We start from the raw sequence: 15,828 nt of genomic DNA, 5'->3' as shown, positions 1-15,828 counted from the left end.
ATGGCGGTCTATACCGACGTTGCGGAGGGCGAACTCGGCGCTTTCCTGAAGCACTATCCGGTCGGCGATCTCCTGTCCTACAAGGGCATCGCCGAGGGCACGGAAAACTCCAACTTCCTGCTGCACACCTTCAGCGGCTCCTACATCCTGACGCTCTATGAGAAGCGGGTCGACAAGGCGGATCTGCCGTTTTTCCTCGGGCTGATGGGCCATCTCGCCAACAAGGGCGTGTCCTGCCCGCTGCCGGTGACCGCGCATGACGGCAGCGTCATCGGCACGCTGGCCGGCCGGCCGGCGGTCATCATCACCTTCCTCGAAGGGCTCTCGCTGCGGCGGCCGACGGCAACGCACTGTGCCGAGGTCGGCAAGGCGCTGGCCGCCCTGCATCTGGCAGGTGCCGATTTTCCGATGACCCGCCCGAATGCGCTCGCCATCGACGGTTGGCGCAAGCTTTGGAACGCGGCCCGCGACCGCGCCAACGAGGTCGAGCCGGGCCTCGCGGCCGAGGTCGACGCCGACTTCGCCGATTTCGAGCGCAACTGGCCGAAGGACCTTCCAGCAGGCATCATCCACGCCGATCTTTTTCCGGACAACGTCTTCTTCCTCGGCGAAAAACTGTCCGGCCTGATCGACTTCTATTTCGCCTGTGACGATCTCTATGCCTACGATGTCGCGACCTGCCTTAACGCCTGGTGTTTCGAGAAGGACTTTTCCTTCAACCTCACCAAGGGCAAGGCCCTGCTCGCCGGCTATCAGAGCGTGCGCCCCTTAAGCGGAGAGGAAAAGGCGGCATTGCCGATGCTGGCGCGCGGTTCGGCGTTGCGTTTCATGCTGACCCGGCTCTACGACTGGCTGACCGTTCCCGATGGCGGGCTGGTGATGAAACGCGATCCGACCGAATACATCAGGCGGATGCGGTTCCATCGGGCAATCAAATCGGCTTCGGAATATGGATTGGCCGAATACGGGGTATCATGAGCAAACAGGTTGAAATTTTCACCGACGGCGCCTGTTCGGGCAATCCCGGCCCTGGCGGCTGGGGCGCCATCCTGCGCTTCAACGGCACCACTAAGGAGCTTTCCGGTGGCGAGGCCGAAACGACCAACAACCGCATGGAGTTGCTGGCCGCCATCTCGGCGCTGAATGCGCTGAAGGAGCCTTGCACGGTCGAGCTTCACACCGACAGCAAATATGTCATGGACGGCATTTCCAAGTGGATCCATGGCTGGAAGAAGAACGGCTGGAAGACCGCCGACAAGAAGCCGGTCAAGAATGGCGAGCTGTGGCAGGCGCTGGATGAGGCCAACCGGCGCCACAAGGTCACCTGGAACTGGGTCAAGGGACACGCTGGCCATACAGAGAACGAGCGTGCCGACGAATTGGCAAGGGAAGGCATGGCACCGTTCAAGAAAGGCTCATTCAAGCCTGCGGTGTTATCGCCAAAGCCGGATGTCCCGCAGAAGCAGCCGCCAGCTACGAAGGCGCGTCGTTCGACCCAGAGCTATTGATTTCCGGCAGCTGGTCGGCGCTCAGGCGGGAACCTTGATCATGCCGATCCTCTACTATGTGACGCATCCCCAGGTTCAGATCGACGCCGCCATTCCCGTGCCGGAATGGGGGCTGTCCGATATCGGACGGGCGAGGGCTGTCGCCATGCTCGATCAGCCATGGGTCGGATCTATCCGGCGCATCGTTTCGTCGGCCGAACGCAAGGCAATAGAAACCGCTCAGATCCTCGCAAGCCATCTCCGCCTTGCGGTCGAGGTTAGGCAACGCATGCATGAGAATGACCGCTCAGCGACCGGCTTTTTGCCGCCGCCGGAGTTCGAAGCAGTCGCGGACCAGTTCTTCGCCAATCCGCATGAAAGCGTTCGCGGATGGGAACGGGCCATCGACGCCCAGCACCGTATCGTGAGCGAGGTCACAGCCGTGCTCGACGGCGATGAGGCCTGCGACGTCGCTATCATTGGCCATGGAGGCGTTGGAACGCTCCTGCTGCTGTGTCTCAGCGGACGGGAAATCAGCCGCGAAGCGGATCAGCCGGCGGGAGGGGGCAACTATTTTGCCTACGATATCGGCGCGCGCCGTGTCATGCATGGATGGCGGCCGATCGATAGATCGGAACAGCCCTGAACCCTTAGCGGATCAGCAGCGCCGTACCCCAAAGTCCGAGCGCGAACACCGTGTGCGAGACGAGGTTGAGCGCCCGGATCTGCATCGGATTGGGCCGCTTCGAGGCTGCCCATCCGGCACCCATGCCCGGCGCCAGCAGGAACCAGCCGGCGCCGACGGTGACGATGCCGAGGATGAAGGCCGGCAGGAAGGTTGGCGCGGCAAGCCAGCCCGCACCGGCCACCACGACCAAGATGATGCCGTAGACGATGCCGACGAAATAGTGAAACGCCCAGCCGAGCGCCACTTCATGCGCGTAAGGCTCTGCCTCGCCAATATCGTTGTGAAAGACCTTGTCGGTGAGGTGCCAGACCCAGCGACCGACAGGTCCCCAGTTCGGCCGTGGCTGGCCGAAGGCTTTATGCAAAAAGAGGGCCCAGAGATCCATCAGCACCGTGGCGCCGATGCCGATTGTGGTAGCGCGCCAGATGACGTCAAACATTGCTGGATCCCCCGAAAGCCGGCAGTTCTGGAGCGCAAGCGGTTGTCGGCGAGGCCCGCCGTTGCGGCCTCGTCCGACGCCGTCGTTGAGGCTCAGAGCTGTCCGAGAATGTGAGCCGCGCCGGACTCGTCGACGCCGGGCTTGGTCTCGACATTGACCGCGGTGACCTTGCCGTCGTCGATGATCATCGAAAACCGCTTCGAGCGCAGGCCCATGCCGGCTGCGGAAAGGTCGTTGTCGAGCCCGACCGCTTTGGCGAAATCACCACTGCCGTCGGCGAGGAACAGGATCTTGCCTTCGCCGCCGGTGAAGTGCGCCCACGCGCCCATGACATGGACATCGTTGACCGAAACGACGGCGATGGTGTCGACGCCACGCGCCAGGATGGCGTCATGGTTTTCGAGGTAGCCGGGCAGATGGTTGTTGCTGCAGGTCGGCGTGAAGGCGCCGGGAACACCGAACAGGACCACCTTCTTGCCCGGGAAAATCTCGGCCGACGTGATCGCCTTGGCGCCGTCGGCGGTCATCGTCTTGAAGGTTACCTCGGGCAGCTTGTCGCCAACGGAAATGGTCATGAGTTCCTCGCTTGGGGAATGGGAAGGATGCATGCTTGCGTAGCGAACTCAGCGGCGTCCTGCAACCGTTCGGGCAAGCTGGATCAAGGGAAAGGCAAAAGCCCTTCGACCGCGCCCGCCGAACTCGTCAGCGTGTAGTGAAGCCCGCCATCCGTGGGCGTTGTCGAAGGGCGGTCGAGGATCGGCACGGTGAAGATCAGCTTGCCATCCTTCTCGCTGCGGGAAGGGGTGCCGAACATGTAGTCCCGCTCGCCGGCAACGAAGAAATCCGCTGCCTCCGGGTCACCGGGAAAGCTCGCCTCGACGACCAGAGTCTCGTGATCGCCCGGCAGCACGTTGATGCCGAAATCAGGCTTTGCCGGCGCCGGCAACGCCGTGAAACTCGCCTTCACCAGGGCGGCGTCGTCGGCATTGTCAGGATCGGAAGTGGGGTCGACGGTCAGCCGTGTCTGTACGGGGATGCATATCGTCTCGCAAATGCCGAGAAAGATATCGGCATCGATGACAGCCGGCTGGTTCGGTGTTGCCAGCGTGAAGGTCACAGGCAGCGAAATCGGATAGTTGTAACCTGCCCATTTGCCATAACCATCGTCGTGGCGTTGCGGTGCCGGAAACGAGAGCGTGGCATCGGCGATGTTGGTGCTGGCCGAAACATCGAGCTGCGGCGGCACACCGGCGTCGCCCGGATCGCGCCAATAGGTCTTCCAGCCTGGCTTGAGCGCGATGTCGAGAACGCCCTGGATGCGGCCGGCCTCGTCGGGTTTGCCTGATGTCACCAACCGCACCTTGCCGCCTTCGCTGTTGTACCAAGCGGACGAGGAGGCGGAGGCGGGGAGAACCGCCGCCGTTCCGATGGCGGCGCCGAGCAGCAGGATTTTCAAGCTTTGCATGGCGGTGATTTGATCGTCCGTTCGTGGCTTCGCAATGTTTTCACGGCTTTGTTGATATCATATTTGCGTGACCTTCGCGGGCAAGCCATGGCGGCCTGGCACCATGGGCTTTGGTCGAATCCGGCGCGGCGCATCTTTTCGGCGCCCGGGAAACACGGTACCTTCGTTGAATGGATTTGTTGCGCCACAAAAAGACGGCTGCTGGACGCGGCTTTCTTGACGATCAGTTCCTGATTGCCATGCCCGGCATGAAGGACGACCGTTTCACGCGCTCGGTCATCTACATCTGCGCGCACAGCGATGAAGGCGCGATGGGCCTGATCATCAACCAGACACAGCAGATGCTGTTTCCCGACCTTCTGGTGCAACTCGGCATCATGAACGAGCAGGAGGCGATCCGCCTGCCGGCGCAAGCGCGCGATTTCGTCGTGCGCAATGGCGGCCCTGTCGATCGCAGCCGGGGCTTCGTCCTACATTCTGGCGACTACCGCGTGGAATCGTCGCTGACCGTCTCCGACGACATCTGCCTGACGGCGACGGTCGACATATTGCGCGCCATATCGTCGGGCCGCGGCCCGCGTCACGCGCTGATGGCGCTCGGCTATTCCGGCTGGGGTGCCGGCCAGCTGGAAACCGAAATCGCCGAGAATGGCTGGCTGACCTGCCCGGCCAGTCCCGAGCTTCTGTTCGACGCCGACATCGAGCGCAAATACGATCGCATCCTCGCCTCGATCGGCATCGATCTCGCCCATCTCAGCCTGGCCGCCGGACACGCCTGACCCATTAAGCCGACGCGGAGGCCTCTAAGCCTGCGTCAGCGGATACTGCTCCTTCAGCGTCTTCAGCACCTGGTCGCCCGGCATCGGCGCGCCGAACATGAAGCTCTGCACATATTCGCAGCCCATCTGGCGCAGCTCTAGCGCATCGCGTTCGTCAGAGATGCCCTCGGCGACCACCGACAGGCCAAGCTCATGCGCCATGTTGACCATGGATTTGAGCAGGACAGCGCGTTTGGGCGTGCTGTCGTCGACAAAGCTCTTGTCGATCTTGATGGTGTCGAACGGGAACCTTGTCAGATAGGCCAGCGAGGAATAGCCGGTGCCGAAATCGTCCAGCGACAGGCCGATGCCGAGCTGCTTCAGCTTGGTCAGCACATGCGCCGTCTGCTCCGGATTGTCCATGACCAGGGACTCGGTGAGTTCGAGCCGGAAGCAGCGCGGCTTCAGATTGGCCCGCGCGATGACGGAGCGGACATCGCTGACCAGGTCGCGGCGGATGAGCTGGCGGCTGGACAAGTTGACCGAGACCGACAGCGGCGCGTCGCCGATCTGCTTTTGCCATCCGGCAAGGTCCTCGGCCGCCTGTTGCATGGCAAACAGCCCAAGCTGCACGATCAGCCCGCAGCTTTCGGCGACCGGGATGAAATCCGCCGGCGGGATCATGCCGCGGCGCGGATGGTCCCAGCGCAGCAGCGCCTCGAAGCCGGCGACGCTGCCGTCTTCCAGCCGCACGATCGGCTGGTAGGCAAGCGTGAATTCGCGCCGCTCGATGGCGCGCCGCAGGTCGGATTCGAACTGCAGCCGGTCGGTGCCGACGGTGCGGAAGGCCGGGCGGAACGGCTCGATCCGGTCGCCACCAAAGCGCTTGGCCTGATGCATGGCAAGCTCGGCGTCCTTGACCATGTCCTCGGCCGAGGTCTGCGCCGAGGTCCAGGTGATCAGGCCGATCGAGGCGGTCAGCACGATCTCGCGCTTGGCGAAGGTGATCGGATTGTTGATCGCATGCTTGATGGCATCCGCCACGCCGGCGATGCGGGCAGGGTCCTGTTCGGACAAAAGCATCAGCGCGAACTGGTCGCCGGCAAAGCGCGACAGCGAATCCTTCGGCTTCAACAGCCGGTGCAGGCGGCGCGCTATGGTCAGCAGTATGGTGTCACCGGCCGAGATGCCGAGCCCGTCATTGACCTGCTTGAAGCGGTCTATGTCGATGACGAAGACGGTCGGGCGCACCTTCTCTTCGGTGCGGGCGATCGAGATGATCGCTTCCAGCCGATTCATGAACAATTCGCGGTTCGGCAGGCCGGTCAGATTGTCATGCACGGCGTCGTGCAGCAGCCGCTCCTCGGACTTCTTCTGCTCGGTGACGTCGACCATGGTGCCGACGCAGCGGATGACCTCGCCGTCGGATCCGATGACAGGCCGCGCGCGCAGCGAAAACCAGTGATAATGCCCGTCGGCGCCGCGCAGGCGGAAGTTCTGCGACACACGGCCGCGGCGGTGTTCAAGCACCACGTCGAGCGTCGTGCGGAAGGTGTCGCGGTCGTCGGCATGCAGCACCGGCAGCCAGTTGCGCGCGGCACCACCCAGGCTGTTGGGCGCGAGGCCGAGCTGGATGCTGACATCGGGCTTGGTGACGACGCGATCACGCAGCACGTCCCAATCCCACACCGTGTCGCCCGATCCGGCAACCGCCAGCGCCTGGCGTTCGAGGTCGGAGAACAGCCCCTGATGCAGCGCGCCGCCGGCAAAGGCGTGCTGCATGACGGTGAAGCCGATCAACAGGATGATCAGGATCAGCCCGCCGCCGAGCGCCGGCTGGGCGATGTCGTTGTCAAGCATGCCGGTGATCGCCATCCACGACCCGCATAGCCACAACAGCACCATGACCCAACTGGGCACCAGCATGATGGCGCGGTCATAACCACGAATCCCGAGGAAGATGATCAGGCCGAGCCCGGTCAGCGCGGTGGCGGCAAAGGAGATGTGGGCGATGCCGGCGGCAACCGCAGGATCGACGATGGCGACGCCGGCAATCAGCACCAGCCCGAGGATCCAGACCAGCGCGCCATAGCTGAAATGCCCGTGCCATCGATTGAGGTTGAGATAGGCGAACAGGAACACCACGAAGGTCGCCGCAAGCGCCACTTCCGTTCCCGCTCGCCACATCTGCTCATTGCCGGGCGAGATTTCGATGATCTTGTTGAGGAAGCCGAAATCGACGCAGATATAGGCAAGCACCGCCCAGGCAAGGGCTGCGGTCGCCGGGAACATCGAGGTCCCCTTGACCACGAACAGAATGGTCAGGAACAGCGCCAGAAGGCCTGCGATGCCGATGACGATGCCGCGAAACAGCGTGTAGGAGTTGACCGAGTCCTTGTAGGCCTCCGGTTCCCACAGATAGACCTGCGGCAGCTTGGGCGAGGCGAGTTCGGCGATGAAGGTGATCACCGTTCCCGGGTTCAGCGTCACCCGGAACACGTCGGCGTCGGGGCTGGTCTGGCGGTCGAGCGCGAAGCCCTCGCTGGGCGTGATCGCGGCAATGCGGGTGGCGCCGAGATCGGGCCAGAAGATGCCGGAATTGACCAACCGGAAATGCGGCGCGACGATCAGCCTGTCGAGCTGCTGGTCGGTGGTGTTGGCCAGCGCGAACACCGCCCAGTCGCCGGTCGAGCGCGCGTCATTGGCTTCGACCTCGATGCGCCGCACGATGCCGTCCGGCCCGGGCGCGGTCGAAACCTGGAAGTTTTCGCCCTGGTTGCGGTAGATCTCGAAGGCGCGCGACAGGTCGAGCGCGACGTCGTCGCGGGCAATCTTGATCGGTTCGACGGCAAAGGCCGACGAAGCCGCGCACAGCGTCAGGATTGCCGCGAGGACAAAGGCGAACAGCGGCCCGTTTCGCAGGAAATTCGTCAAAAATCAGTCCTTCGTTCCTGCGGCCGGCGGATCGTCCGCGATCCGGGCGTAGAGGTAATGGTCCTGCCAGATGCCGTTGATCCTCAGATAGGATCTTAACAGTCCTTCGCGCCGGAATCCGGCTTTTTCAAGCACGCGGATCGACCTGATATTGTCGGGAATACAGGCCGCCTCGATCCGGTGCAACCTCAGCGTATCGAAGGCGAAGCGGGCCACGACCTTGACCGCGTCGGTCATCAGCCCGCGGCCGCCGAAGCGCTCGCCGATCCAGTAGCCGACATGGCCGCTTTGCGAGACGCCATGGCGTATGTTGCCGAGCGTGATACCGCCGGCCAGCTTGCCGCTCGACTTCTCGAAGATGAAGAAGGCGATCGCCGTTCCCTGCGCATAGTCTTCGCGGTAGCGGCTGATGCGCAGGCGCCATGCCGCGCGGTCGAGTTCATCGGGAGTCCAGCGTGGCTCCCACGGCTCCAGGAAGGCGCGGCTTTCACCGCGCAATATCGACCATTCCCGGAAGTCATTGGTGAATGGCACGCGCAACGTGACGAGATCACCCTTCAGCGCCGGCAGGTCACGGCGAAAGAAAGGGAGCGCGAACACGACGCTTGGGGGACTTAGACGGCGAGCCTGCGGGCCGTGGTCTGCGTGCCCGGAAGCGAATCGAGGATCGCCTCATATGGTGCCAGCGTACCCACGGGCCCGACAGCGGTAAGCGTCGGCTTGGTCGAGAACATCCGCGACGACAGGTCGGTCAGCCGCTCCACCGTCAGCGCCGACAGGCGCTCCATCAATTCCTCCTTGGCGATCGGCCTGCCGAACAAAAGCAGCTGCCTTGCGATCTGCGAGGCGCGGCTGGCCGGGCTTTCGGCGGACATGATCAACCCGGCGCGATACTGGGCGCGCGCGCGGTCGAGTTCTTCCTGCAGGATGTTCTCGCCGGCTTTCTGCAGTTCGTCGATGATGACAGGCACGAGTTCGGCGATGTCGCTCTGCCCGGTCGCGGCGTGGACGCCGAAAATGCCGGTGTCGGAAAAGCCCCAATGGAAGGCATAGACCGAATAACACAGGCCGCGCTTCTCGCGGACTTCCTGGAACAGGCGCGATGACATGCCGCCGCCAAGGATCATCGACAGCACCTGCGAGGCGTAGAAGTCGCGCACATGATAGGCGCGGCCCTCGAAGCCCAGCACGATCTGCGCGTCCATCAGGTCGCGGTCCTCGCGGAAATCGCCACCGACATATTGCGCATATTGCGGGATGGTGCTGTCGGCCTTGCTGCGGAAGCCGCCAAGCTGCTTCTCGACCTCGCGCACGAAATTGTCGTGCTTGATGTCGCCAGCAGCCACGATGACCATCCGCTCGGCGCCATATTGGCGTTCGATGAAATCGTGCAATTGCTTCGAAGTGAAGGATTTGACGGTTTCCGGCGTGCCCAGGATCGAGCGGCCGATGGTCTGGTGGCGAAAGGCCGTCTCGGTGAAACGGTCGAAGACGATATCGTCTGGCGTATCGTGCGCGGCGCCGATCTCCTGCAGGATGACGTGCTGCTCTCGCTCGAGTTCCTGCGGGTCGAATTCGGACTCCTGCAGGATGTCGGCGAGAATATCCACTGCCAGCGGTACGTCATCGCTGAGCACCCTTGCATAGTAGGAGGTGGTCTCGACGCTGGTGGCAGCGTTGATCTCGCCGCCGACATCCTCGATTTCCGAGGCGATTTCGAAGGCCGTCCGCCGCTTCGTACCCTTGAACGCCATGTGCTCGAGCAGATGGGCCATGCCATGCTCCTCGTCACGTTCATTGCGGGCGCCGGACTTGACCCAGGCCCCCAGGGCAACCGATTCGATGCTTGGAAGGGTTTCGGTGGCGACTGTCAGGCCGTTCGACAGACGGCTTACCTCAACACCCATATGGCTCGTACTCCCTAACGCGCCGCCCGCGCGCGGCGGCTGACGTAATCTTCCACCATTTTCAGGTCGGATGGAAGTACCGTGTATTTTTCCTCAAATGTCATCAATCCCCCTAGCCATGCGGGCAGGACGGGCGAGACCCCGCTGGCGGCCTCTACGGCGGCCGGGAATTTTGCCGGATGGGCGGTACCCAGCACCACCATCGGCACCGCGCCCGATGCTTTGCCCGCCGCGACATGCACGGCTGCCGCCGTGTGCGGATCGAGGAGGTAGTTGCTGGCCGCGAGCGTCGAGCGGATGGTGGCCGCGACCTCGTCCATGGTGGCACGACCGGCGTCGAATTCGGACCGCATCCCGTTGATTTCGCGGGCTTCTATGGTGAAGGCGCCGGACTGCTTCAGGCCGTCCATGTAGCGGCGCACGGTCGCAGCGTCACGGTTCGACGCCTCGAACAGCAGGCGCTCGAAATTCGATGACACTTGGATATCCATCGACGGCGAGGTGGTCGCAAAGACGCCCTTGGTGCGGTATTCGCCGGTCGCGAAGGTGCGCGCCAATATGTCGTTGTCGTTGGTGGCGATGACCAGCCTTTCGATCGGCAGGCCCATCTTCTTGGCGGCGTAGCCGGCGAAGATATCGCCGAAATTGCCGGTCGGCACGGTGAAGGACACCGGCCTGTCCGGCGCGCCGAGCGACAGCGCCGAGGAGAAATAATAGACGATCTGGGCCATGATGCGCGCCCAGTTGATCGAATTGACCCCCGACAGCGCCACCCGGTCGCGGAAGGCGTGGTCGTTGAACATGTCCTTGAGCAGGCCCTGGCAGTCGTCGAAATTGCCTTCGATCGCCAGTGCATGGACGTTCTCGGCCTTCGACGTCGTCATCTGCCGCTGCTGCACCGGCGAAACGCGGCCATGCGGGAACAGGATGAAGATGTCGGTGCGGCTGCGTCCGGCAAAGGCGTCGATCGCCGCGCCGCCGGTGTCGCCTGACGTGGCGCCGACGATGGTGGCATGCTGGCCGCGTTCGGCGAGCACATGGTCCATCAGCCGGGCGAGCAACTGCATCGCCACATCCTTGAACGCCAGCGTCGGCCCATGGAAGAGTTCGAGGACGAAGGTATTGGAGCAGGTCTGCACCAGCGGGCAGACGGCTTTGTGGCGGAAGGTGGCATAGGCTTCGCGCACCAGGCGTTCGAAGACCGGTGCGGCGATTTCACCGCCAAGGAACGGCGTCAGCACGCGGATCGCGAGATCGGGATAGGCAAGGCCACGCATGGCGCGGATCTCGGATGGCGAAAACTGCGGCCACTCGCGCGGCACGTAAAGCCCGCCATCGCGGGCCAGCCCCGCCAGCACGGCATCGGAAAATCCAAGCGCGGGTGCTTCCCCGCGCGTACTCACATATTGCATGTCTCAGTCCCGTTGCCGCTTGGCTTTTCCGTTCACCACAAGGTGGTTAATTTCTGTGCCGGCTCCAGTCGCATTTTTGCCGCGCCGTTGATATACGTCACCAGCTTTACGAGAGGGAAGTGGGAGTTTCATGGCGTTTCGTACATCAAGTGGTCGCTTTTTGGCGGGTCTTGCGCTCACCGGCTTTATGCTCGCCGCCGCCGGCTGCCAATCGGGCGACAATGGCATCCTTAACCTCGGTTTCGGCAAGAAGGACCCAACAGCGCCACCGCCGCCGCAGGATCCCAAGATTCTGGCCAGCCAGCTGAACGCCTATTGCCCGAGGGTGACGGTGCGCGACGGTACGGCCTTCTTCAACACCTATGTCAACGAGGTCAAGAAGCCCAAGCCAAAGCTCAAGAAGACTGGCGACGCCGAGGCGGATGCGGCTGCCCAGGCCGCGGCTGACGCCGCCGCTGCCACTCCGCCCGACGATTCGGCGAGGATCATTTACCAGGCCTCGATTGCCGACGTGACCCGCGATTGCAGCCGCGCCGACGGCCAGCTGACGATGAAGATCGCGGTCGCCGGCAAGATCGTTCCAGGACCGAAGTTCACACCCGGCACCATCACCATGCCGATCCGCACGGCGGTGATGCACGGCACCGATGTGCTTTATTCGCAGATTCACCAGTATCAGGTCCAGGTCACCGATCCTTCGGTCGCCACCCAGTTCGTCTTCACCGATTCCAATGTCGTCGTGCCGGCACCGACCGCGCAGGATTATCAGGCCTATGCCGGCTATGACGAAACCGCGCCGAAGGCGACGACCGACAAGCCGAAGAAGACCCACAGGAAGAAGGCTGCGGCCACGAACTAGTATTTTAGGGACAGCGTGCGCCTTGGCGCACGTTCCTTAGGCGTCGGCCGACCATTCCGAGAGCGCCGCGATCACGCTTTTCAGCTCGGCCCAGCGGCGGATCACTGTCTCGGCGCCGGCTTCGGTCAGCGCGTCGGCATGGCCGGGATAGCTGTGGCTGGCGCCGGTGAAGCCGATCACCCGCATGCCGGCTGCCCTGGCGCCGGTGACGCCGTGCACGGAATCCTCGATGACGAAGGTGTTGGCCGGGTTCGCGCCGAGTTTTTCCGCCGCCAGCAGGAAGACGTCCGGCGCAGGCTTGGTCTTTTTGCTCGGTATTTCCAGCGCCGAGAAGATGCGGCCGGCGAAGTACGGCAGCAGATGCACCTTCTCCAGCATGAATTCTATCCGCTCCGAGCGTGAGTTGGAGCAGACGCAGCGTTGCGCCGTGACCGAGGCGACCGCTTCGCGCACGCCTTCTATGGCACGAACATCGCTGCGCAATTTCCGGTCGACGAGCTCCTCGGCACGGTCGATCAGCGACGCCTGGAACGGGATTTTGGACTTCTCCTCGATCCGCAGCAGGATGTCCTTGAACGTCAGGCCCGCATAGGTCTCGGCGACCTCCTCGGCGGAGATTTCATATCCGGCGAGCGTTATCAGCTCAGCCTCGACCCGCGCGGCAATGATTTCGGAATCGACGAGCACGCCGTCGCAATCGAAGATGACAAGGTCTGGCTGGGGCATGGTGATCCGGGACAAGGAAGATGGAGGAAGGCCGCGATGGGCTCAGGCGGCGCGGCATACACCAACGGTCCGGCCTTCGCAAACGGAGCGAGCGATTCCTTCGACCTTCACCGAATATTTACGCTGATCGGTAACCATAACGGGGAGTAAACAGTAACGCGTGCCCTGGGTGTAAAAATGTCTGCCGTGCGTCTTCTCGACGACCTTTCCCATGCTCCCCAGCAATCCGAATGGCTGGACACGATCCTCAAGGGCGACTGCGTTGCAGCGCTCGACCGCCTGCCGGAAAAATCGGTCGACGTCATCTTCGCCGATCCGCCCTACAATCTGCAGCTCGAGGGCGATCTGCACCGACCCGACCAGTCCAAGGTCGACGCGGTCGACGATCACTGGGACCAGTTCGAAAATTTTGAGGCCTACGACGCCTTCACCCGCGCCTGGCTTTTGGCGGCGCGGCGCGTGCTGAAGCCCAACGGCACCATCTGGGTCATCGGCTCCTACCACAACATCTTCCGCGTCGGCGCCAAGATGCAGGATCTGGGCTTTTGGATCCTCAACGACGTGGTCTGGCGCAAGACCAATCCGATGCCGAATTTCCGCGGCCGCCGTTTCCAGAACGCGCATGAGACGATGATCTGGGCGTCGCGTGACCAGAAGGGCAAGGGCTACACCTTCAATTATGAAGCGCTGAAGGCGTCCAATGATGACATCCAGATGCGCTCCGACTGGCTGTTTCCGATCTGCACCGGCGGCGAGCGGCTGAAGAACGACAATGGCGACAAATTGCACCCGACACAGAAGCCGGAAGCGTTGCTCGCCCGCATCATGATGGCCTCGACCAAGCCGGGTGACATCGTGCTCGATCCCTTCTTCGGCTCCGGCACGACAGGTGCGGTCGCCAAACGCCTCGGCCGTCATTTCGTCGGCATCGAGCGCGAGCAGGCCTATATCGACGCCGCCAACGAGCGTATCGATGCGGTGCGGCCGCTGGAAGATGCCGATCTGACGGTGCTGACCGGCAAGCGCGCCGAACCACGCGTTGCCTTCGTCAGCCTGATCGACACCGGGCTGATGACGCCTGGCGCCACGCTCTACGACGCCAAGAAGCGCTGGGCCGCCAAGGTGCGTGCCGACGGCACGGTGGCGATCGGCGACAGCGCTGGCTCGATCCACAAGATCGGCGCCGAAGTGCAGGGCCTGGACGCCTGCAACGGCTGGACCTTCTGGCATTATGAACGCAGCGGCGGGCTGACCCCGATCGACGAACTGCGCCGCATTGCCCGTCTCGGCATGGAGCGGGCAGGGGGCTGACCCCCTGCCGAATTATCGCGTATCGCGTTGAATCAAAATCTCAGCGGATCGCCGCAAGCGATTCAGATCGCGCCTTGATTCCAAAGCGTTCAAGATCTGCTTGAAGCGTCCTGGCATCGGTGAACAGCACCGATTGCCAGCCCGCTGCCTTGGCGCCGTCGACATTCTTCTGGCTGTCGTCGATGAACAGCGTCGCCGATGGTTCGAGCCCGAACGCAGCCACGTGATGGTCATAAATATCCCGGTCCGGTTTGATCTTGCCGATCTCGCCGGAGATGGTCACGCCGCGCGGCCGATCAAGAAAATCGAAGCGTTTGCGGGCTTCCGCCAAAGTGTCGGAGGCAAAATTGGTCAGCATGGTCACATCGTGGCCGTTCTCGATCAGGCGGAGCATGATGTCGACGCTGTCATCATAGGCGTGCGGTACCATTTCGTGCCAGTGGCGGCGGAAATTGCGGATGTTTTCCGCGTGATCGGGATGGTCCGCGATCAGCAGCGCCTCCGCCTCTTCCCAGGTCCGGCCGCGGTCCTGCTCGATGTTCCAGTCATGCGTGCAGACATTGTCGAAAAACCACTTTCTCTCTTCGGCATCCGGAATGAGGCGGCTGAATGGAATGTTGGGATCGTAATGGATCAGCACCTTGCCGATATCGAAAACGATGTGGCGGATCTCGGTCATGAAGCCTCTTTCAATGCGGGCGTTGCTTTTTCGTCGCGCCGGGTATCGCAGCCTCGATTGCCTTTTTCATGACAGTGGGCAGAGCCTCCCCTGAAATCTCACGGGCGGGTGACCAGAAATGCCCTGCCGGCGCATCGCCTTTGATGTGGGCGTGAAAGACTTCGAGCTCGAGCGCGAAATGGGTGAAGACATGCGTGATTGTCCCGGCACGCCGCCAGTCGCCGGGAAAGGGTGCTGCCGCCTGCGTGGTGGCTCCGTCCACCCGCGCCGTCCAGGCCGTTGTCGGCACCTCGGTCATGCCGCCGAGCAAACCTTTCTCGGGCCGTTTGCGCAGAAGAATGGCGCCGTCCTCACGCACGGCGACGAAAGCGGCACCGCGCCGCTGCGGCTTGTCGGCCTTTGGCAGCCGCACCGGGAAATTTTCGGGGTCGCCTAAGACGACGGCGCTGCAGCCGTCCCGCAGCGGGCACAGCATGCAGCGCGGACGGCGCGGCGTGCAGATCGTGGCGCCGAGATCCATCATCGCCTGGGCGAAGTCGCCCGGCCTTGCCGCCGGCACCATGGCTTCGACATGGGCACGTATCTCGGGTTTGGCTTCGCTGAGCGGCGGCGTGATCGAAAACAGCCTCGATATGACGCGTTCGACATTGCCGTCGACTACGGCAGCGGGGCGGTCGAAAGCGATCGCGGTAATGGCCGCCGAGGTGTAGGCGCCGATGCCGGGCAGGTCTCTCAAACCGGCCTCGGTATCGGGAAACCGGCCGCCACGCGCCGCCACCAGATCGGCGCAGGCCTTGAGGTTGCGTGCGCGGGAATAGTAGCCGAGCCCCGCCCAGGCCTTCATCACGTCCTCGGTCGGCGCCGCGGCCAGCGCTTCGACATCGGGCCATTTCTCGACAAAGGCGCGGAAATAGGATTTCACCGCCTCGACCGTGGTCTGCTGCAGCATGACCTCCGACAGCCAGATACGGTAGGGATCGGGCCGCACGCCGCGTGCATGGTCGCGCGGGCTCACGCGCCACGGCAGCTCGCGATGATGCACGTCGTACCAGGCGAGCAGGCGCGACGCGATATCGTCTGGGATTGCCTTGCGTGTCTGGGCCTTGCGGGTCTGGTCTGCTGGTGCCATTGATCGTGTATTGGCCTGGCCGATATTGCTGGGG

The 15,828-nt window shown here is 63.1% G+C and carries 16 protein-coding genes; 6 read left to right on the top strand and 10 right to left on the bottom strand.

What is annotated here, in order from left to right:
• From CKW40_RS04150 to CKW40_RS04140, 3 genes are read left to right on the top strand one after another with little or no spacing between them, the layout of a single operon-like run.
• A complete protein-coding gene (locus CKW40_RS04150) occupies positions 1-978 on the top strand; it encodes a homoserine kinase (protein ID WP_095198670.1) in 978 nt (325 codons plus the stop codon).
• Positions 975-1,508, top strand: a complete 534-nt coding sequence (gene rnhA, locus CKW40_RS04145) for a ribonuclease HI (protein WP_095198669.1) — start codon at positions 975-977, stop codon at positions 1,506-1,508. The genes CKW40_RS04150 and rnhA overlap by 4 nt, the downstream gene beginning before the upstream one ends.
• A gap of 40 nt (positions 1,509-1,548) precedes the next feature.
• Positions 1,549-2,133 carry a histidine phosphatase family protein gene (locus CKW40_RS04140; protein ID WP_095199127.1) on the top strand — a complete coding sequence of 195 codons (585 nt, stop codon included), beginning with the start codon at positions 1,549-1,551 and terminating at the stop codon, positions 2,131-2,133.
• 4 nt (positions 2,134-2,137) lie between these two features.
• Here the strand turns inward: CKW40_RS04140 and CKW40_RS04135 are convergent, their stop codons facing one another.
• The 3 genes from CKW40_RS04135 to CKW40_RS04125 all read right to left on the bottom strand — a co-directional run bounded on the left by CKW40_RS04135 (position 2,138) and on the right by CKW40_RS04125 (position 4,079).
• Positions 2,138-2,614 carry a DUF2938 domain-containing protein gene (locus CKW40_RS04135; protein WP_095198668.1) on the bottom strand — a complete coding sequence of 159 codons (477 nt, stop codon included), beginning with the start codon at positions 2,612-2,614 and terminating at the stop codon, positions 2,138-2,140.
• A 92-nt stretch (positions 2,615-2,706) separates the two neighbouring features.
• Positions 2,707-3,189, bottom strand: a complete 483-nt coding sequence (locus tag CKW40_RS04130) for a peroxiredoxin (protein ID WP_095198667.1) — start codon at positions 3,187-3,189, stop codon at positions 2,707-2,709.
• Between the two features lie 83 nt (positions 3,190-3,272).
• Positions 3,273-4,079 (bottom strand): protein-disulfide reductase DsbD domain-containing protein, encoded by an 807-nt coding sequence (locus CKW40_RS04125; RefSeq protein WP_095198666.1) that lies wholly within the window; start codon positions 4,077-4,079, stop codon positions 3,273-3,275.
• A 170-nt stretch (positions 4,080-4,249) separates the two neighbouring features.
• On the opposite strand from CKW40_RS04125, the gene CKW40_RS04120 reads away from it, so the two are divergent.
• On the top strand, positions 4,250-4,858 hold the full coding sequence (locus CKW40_RS04120; protein ID WP_027046619.1) for a YqgE/AlgH family protein: 609 nt from the start codon (positions 4,250-4,252) through the stop codon (positions 4,856-4,858).
• A 24-nt stretch (positions 4,859-4,882) separates the two neighbouring features.
• Here CKW40_RS04120 and CKW40_RS04115 read toward each other — a convergent pair whose 3' ends face one another.
• From CKW40_RS04115 to thrC, 4 genes are read right to left on the bottom strand one after another with little or no spacing between them, the layout of a single operon-like run.
• Entirely contained in the window at positions 4,883-7,771 is a 2,889-nt protein-coding gene (locus CKW40_RS04115) for an EAL domain-containing protein (RefSeq protein WP_095198665.1), read from the bottom strand.
• 3 nt (positions 7,772-7,774) lie between these two features.
• Positions 7,775-8,371 (bottom strand): GNAT family N-acetyltransferase, encoded by a 597-nt coding sequence (locus CKW40_RS04110; RefSeq protein WP_095198664.1) that lies wholly within the window; start codon positions 8,369-8,371, stop codon positions 7,775-7,777.
• Positions 8,372-8,385: 14 nt separating this feature from the next.
• Positions 8,386-9,678: a M16 family metallopeptidase gene (locus CKW40_RS04105; RefSeq protein WP_095198663.1), complete on the bottom strand. Its 1,293-nt coding sequence runs from the start codon at positions 9,676-9,678 to the stop codon at positions 8,386-8,388.
• 14 nt (positions 9,679-9,692) lie between these two features.
• On the bottom strand, positions 9,693-11,090 hold the full coding sequence (gene thrC, locus CKW40_RS04100) for a threonine synthase (protein ID WP_095198662.1): 1,398 nt from the start codon (positions 11,088-11,090) through the stop codon (positions 9,693-9,695).
• A gap of 130 nt (positions 11,091-11,220) precedes the next feature.
• On the opposite strand from thrC, the gene CKW40_RS04095 reads away from it, so the two are divergent.
• Positions 11,221-11,949, top strand: coding sequence for a hypothetical protein (locus tag CKW40_RS04095; protein ID WP_095198661.1), 729 nt, complete (start codon positions 11,221-11,223; stop codon positions 11,947-11,949).
• A 36-nt stretch (positions 11,950-11,985) separates the two neighbouring features.
• Here CKW40_RS04095 and CKW40_RS04090 read toward each other — a convergent pair whose 3' ends face one another.
• On the bottom strand, positions 11,986-12,675 hold the full coding sequence (locus tag CKW40_RS04090; RefSeq protein ID WP_095198660.1) for an HAD family hydrolase: 690 nt from the start codon (positions 12,673-12,675) through the stop codon (positions 11,986-11,988).
• 177 nt (positions 12,676-12,852) lie between these two features.
• Between CKW40_RS04090 and CKW40_RS04085 the strand changes: the two genes are divergently transcribed.
• Positions 12,853-13,986, top strand: a complete 1,134-nt coding sequence (locus tag CKW40_RS04085; RefSeq protein ID WP_095198659.1) for a site-specific DNA-methyltransferase — start codon at positions 12,853-12,855, stop codon at positions 13,984-13,986.
• A 40-nt stretch (positions 13,987-14,026) separates the two neighbouring features.
• Here CKW40_RS04085 and CKW40_RS04080 read toward each other — a convergent pair whose 3' ends face one another.
• Together CKW40_RS04080 and mutY are read right to left on the bottom strand one after the other, a co-directional pair.
• Positions 14,027-14,665, bottom strand: a complete 639-nt coding sequence (locus CKW40_RS04080; protein ID WP_095198658.1) for an HAD family hydrolase — start codon at positions 14,663-14,665, stop codon at positions 14,027-14,029.
• A 10-nt stretch (positions 14,666-14,675) separates the two neighbouring features.
• Positions 14,676-15,794, bottom strand: coding sequence for an A/G-specific adenine glycosylase (gene mutY, locus CKW40_RS04075; protein WP_095198657.1), 1,119 nt, complete (start codon positions 15,792-15,794; stop codon positions 14,676-14,678).
• Between the last annotated feature and the right edge of the window lie 34 nt (positions 15,795-15,828).

Source organism: Mesorhizobium carmichaelinearum, from assembly GCF_900199455.1.
Lineage (GTDB): Bacteria > Pseudomonadota > Alphaproteobacteria > Rhizobiales > Rhizobiaceae > Mesorhizobium > Mesorhizobium carmichaelinearum.
The sequence above is the reverse complement of the archived record's forward strand: the minus strand, read 5'-3'. Positions and strand labels throughout refer to the sequence as shown.